The organism is Microcystis sp. LSC13-02 (assembly GCA_002282935.1).
Classification (GTDB): Bacteria; Cyanobacteriota; Cyanobacteriia; order Cyanobacteriales; family Microcystaceae; genus Microcystis.
Map to the genome: position 1 here is coordinate 723 of MTBT01000108.1, position 3,348 is coordinate 4,070.

3 protein-coding genes are annotated in these 3,348 nt (G+C 44.0%); 1 reads left to right on the forward strand and 2 read right to left on the reverse strand.

Going from position 1 to position 3,348, the window contains the following annotated elements; translation table 11 throughout:
• Positions 1-287: 287 nt before the first annotated feature.
• Positions 288-755, forward strand: a complete 468-nt coding sequence (locus tag BGL89_RS06655; protein ID WP_286825020.1) for a DUF29 domain-containing protein — start codon at positions 288-290, stop codon at positions 753-755.
• Between the two features lie 342 nt (positions 756-1,097).
• On the opposite strand, the gene BGL89_RS06660 is transcribed toward BGL89_RS06655, so the two are convergent.
• Both BGL89_RS06660 and thrC read right to left on the reverse strand, forming a co-directional pair.
• Positions 1,098-1,373: a MoaD/ThiS family protein gene (locus tag BGL89_RS06660; RefSeq protein WP_286825021.1), complete on the reverse strand. Its 276-nt coding sequence runs from the start codon at positions 1,371-1,373 to the stop codon at positions 1,098-1,100.
• Between the two features lie 78 nt (positions 1,374-1,451).
• A complete protein-coding gene (thrC, locus tag BGL89_RS06665; protein ID WP_193961737.1) occupies positions 1,452-2,756 on the reverse strand; it encodes a threonine synthase in 1,305 nt (434 codons plus the stop codon).
• Between the last annotated feature and the right edge of the window lie 592 nt (positions 2,757-3,348).

Sequence of the window (3,348 nt, forward strand, 5' to 3'; positions counted from 1 at the left end):
TTTTCTGAAGTCTCTCCTTGCCACTCTTTTTGAAAAGCGATTGCGCGATTTTTAATTTCATTCCAACTTAAAGGCATAGTTTTAATTCCTTATCTTTCGCCGGTTTGCTCAAAGATGGTAGAAAATGGTGTAGGGAGCCATAGGCAGTCAGCAAGGGATACAGATAGTTTCCATTTTAGGTGATTTTTTGGTAAACTACAAGGGAAGCTAGAAATTAGCAACGCCTTGAGAATTGTATCCGCTTAGTTACCAATCTAGTTATTGACTCGAACGAACAACTTATCGCTATGTCCAAGACTCTCTACGAACAAGATTTTCAATTGTGGCTCGCAACAACAATTAATCACTTACAGAAGCGGGAATTTGCTGCGCTGGATACTGATAACTTAATTGAGGAGTTAACCGATTTGGGAAAATCGGAAAAAAGAAGTTTAGAAAGTAATTTGATGATTCTTTTGGCTCACTTGCTCAAATTAAAAGTACAGCACGACGCACCGCCATCAATGAAGGATAGCTGGTATTGTTCTATTATTGAGCATCGTCAGCGCATTCAGAAAAACTTACGCGATACTCCTTCTCTCAAATACTATCTAGAAACTGCTATCGAGGAAGCTTATCCAGATGCTCGTCAAGTGGCAATTAAGGAAGGGAAACTCGCTCAATTTGGTGTTCGGATTCCCCCAGAAAATGATTATCCTCAAATTTGTCCTTTCTTGCCAGAGCAAATCTTAGATGAGAACTTCTATGGCAATTGACCAAATGTGTCTCAGCTTATAATAATGTGAAAATGGATAAAATGTGTCACGTTAAAAGGCAAAAGATGCGTTGGGTGTCGATTAAATATAACTAATGAACAACCACAAAGGCACAAAGGACACAAAGATTAGTAGAACGTAGGTTGGGTTGAAGCATGAAACCCAACGCCCGCATGGGTTACGCTACTTACTAAATCCGTTGAGTATAGGTAACATATCAGGAGAGACAAAAGGCAATTTAAATGCGCGGGCAGCTTAGAACTTACCTGAATAAAAGCCCCCAGAAAACATCACTTTCTAGGGGTTTAATTACAATTGACGGAAAACAAACTTATAGGGAGGTTAACCTCCAGCTACCGCAGGAACGATACTGACTTCATCGCCATCTTCTAAGGGGGTTTTTGTCCCATCGAGGAAGCGAATATCTTCACTGTTGACGTAGAAATTTAAAAAGCGCCGGGGTGTACCATCTTCAAGGCATAAGCGGGCTTTAATACCGGGGAAACTTGCTTCTAAGGATTCAATTAAATCACCGACACTACTAGCACTACACTCGATGGTAGCGTTATTTTCTGTAAATTTTTGCAGGGGAGTAGGAATGAGAACTTTTACAGCCATAGATATCAAGGAAAAAGTGGAAAGGACGGTAGCTATCATCTAACGGGGGAGATAATTATCAATCTCCCGTTACCAATTCTAGACGAGAACCTGTTGCCATTCGAGGCGTTCCAGGGTGCGGGAACGTTCCAGGGCCCGTTCAAAGCTTTCTAATTTCGGTTCAATTAATAGGGGTTCACCGATATAACCCTGTACCGCTTCTTGGGTTTTTAGACCATTACCGGTAATATAAACGACCGTGGTTTCTTCGGGGTCGATTTTACCCGCTTCTACTAATTTTTTCAAGACAGCGATGGTCGTACCGCCCGCGGTTTCCGTGAAAATGCCTTCCGTTTCTGCCAAAAGTTTAATACCTTCGATAATTTCGGCATCGGTAACGGATTCAATATTACCGCCGGTTTTACGGGCAATATCCAGGGCATAAACACCATCGGCGGGATTACCAATAGCGATCGATTTGGCGATAGTATTGGGTTTAACTGGGGCGACAAAATCCCGTCCTTCCTTGAAAGCTTGGGCAATGGGGGAACAACCCTCCGCTTGAGCGCCACTAAAACGCACTGCTTTATCTGCCACCAAACCGACTTTAATGAATTCTTGGAAGCCTTTATAAATTTTGGTAAAGAGGGAACCACTGGCTAAAGGTGCGACAATATGGTCGGGGAGTTTCCAGCCTAATTGTTCGGCCACTTCAAAGCCTAAAGTTTTGGAACCTTCGGAATAGTAGGGACGCAGATTAATATTAACAAAACCCCAACCGTAGGTATTGCCCACTTCTGAACAGAGACGGTTAACTTGATCGTAATTGCCTTTGACCGCCATTACCGTGGGATTATAGATTAGGGTGCCGAGAATTTTACCCGCTTCTAAATCGGAGGGAATGAAAACACAACAGTCTAAACCAGCGTGAGCGGCAATAGCGGCGGTGGAATTGGCCAGATTTCCCGTACTAGCACAGGAAACGGTGGTAAAACCTAATTCTTTGGCCCGGGTAAGGGCGACGGATACCACTCTATCTTTGAAGCTGAGAGTGGGCATATTGACGGCATCATTTTTAATGTAGAGATTTTTTAGACCCAAGCGCCGGGCTAAACGGTGGGATTTAACTAGGGGAGTCATACCCGTACCCACATCGATAGGATTTTCACTTTCCACCGGCAAAAAGGAACGATAGCGCCAGATGGAATTGGGACCTGCTTGAATGCTTTCTCTGGTGACGGTGCGACGGATGAGGTCGTAATCGTAGTCCACTTCCAGAGGTGCAAAGGTTTCTTCGCAGATATTCAGCGCTTTCAGGGGGTAGGAAGTCCCTCCTTCCTTAGAAACCAAGCGGGTAAAGGTGGGGATGAATTTTGAGGTTTCGATGTTTGTCGCTAGAGTCATGATTTTCCTGTCTTGCCGTCAACTGAATCTAGAAGCATCCTATCACCCCCAAAATCTTGGTGTCAAATATACCCGACTATTTTTGTCGGGTATAAATTTATACAAAACCTAGGGGATAATCTGGGGAGCAGCAACGGTTAAGGGGAGATGGTTGGGCTGCCGTGTCAGGAAACTTCGGGGTAGTTTCAGGTCAAAAAAAGAACTAGGGTTTGCTGAAAAAGTTTGTTGGTGGGGTTAGGAGTCAGTAGCCGGTCGTCAGTAGCCGGTCGTCGGGAGTTTCAGGCTTTGTTGCCCTCTCTTTTTTGTACCAACTTATGTACTACAATAAGGATAATGCCAGGTTTTTGATGGTCCCAATCCGATTTTCGCAGCATGAACATCGGATTTTAACAGGTCAAAAGCCTTATTTTAAAAGGGTTTTACCATTATTCAGCAAGCCCTAAATAGCTTAAACAGGGGGCGATTAACTGCGGTTGCCAGAAAGTTTCTCGGTTTACTCAGGTTGACATCCTCACCGCCGTAAACGGACGGTGATTCCCAAACCTCACGATTTAGGTTTCTGCTTCTTTCCCTTGCGGGGTTTCGCACCTGC

Excerpts from the sequence above, each read along its gene's own strand:
- thrC (WP_193961737.1), bottom strand. The coding sequence starts at position 2,756 with ATGACTCTAGCGACAAACATCGAAACCTCAAAATTCATCCCCACCTTT.
- BGL89_RS06655 (WP_286825020.1), top strand. The coding sequence starts at position 288 with ATGTCCAAGACTCTCTACGAACAAGATTTTCAATTGTGGCTCGCAACA.
- BGL89_RS06660 (WP_286825021.1), bottom strand. The coding sequence starts at position 1,373 with ATGGCTGTAAAAGTTCTCATTCCTACTCCCCTGCAAAAATTTACAGAA.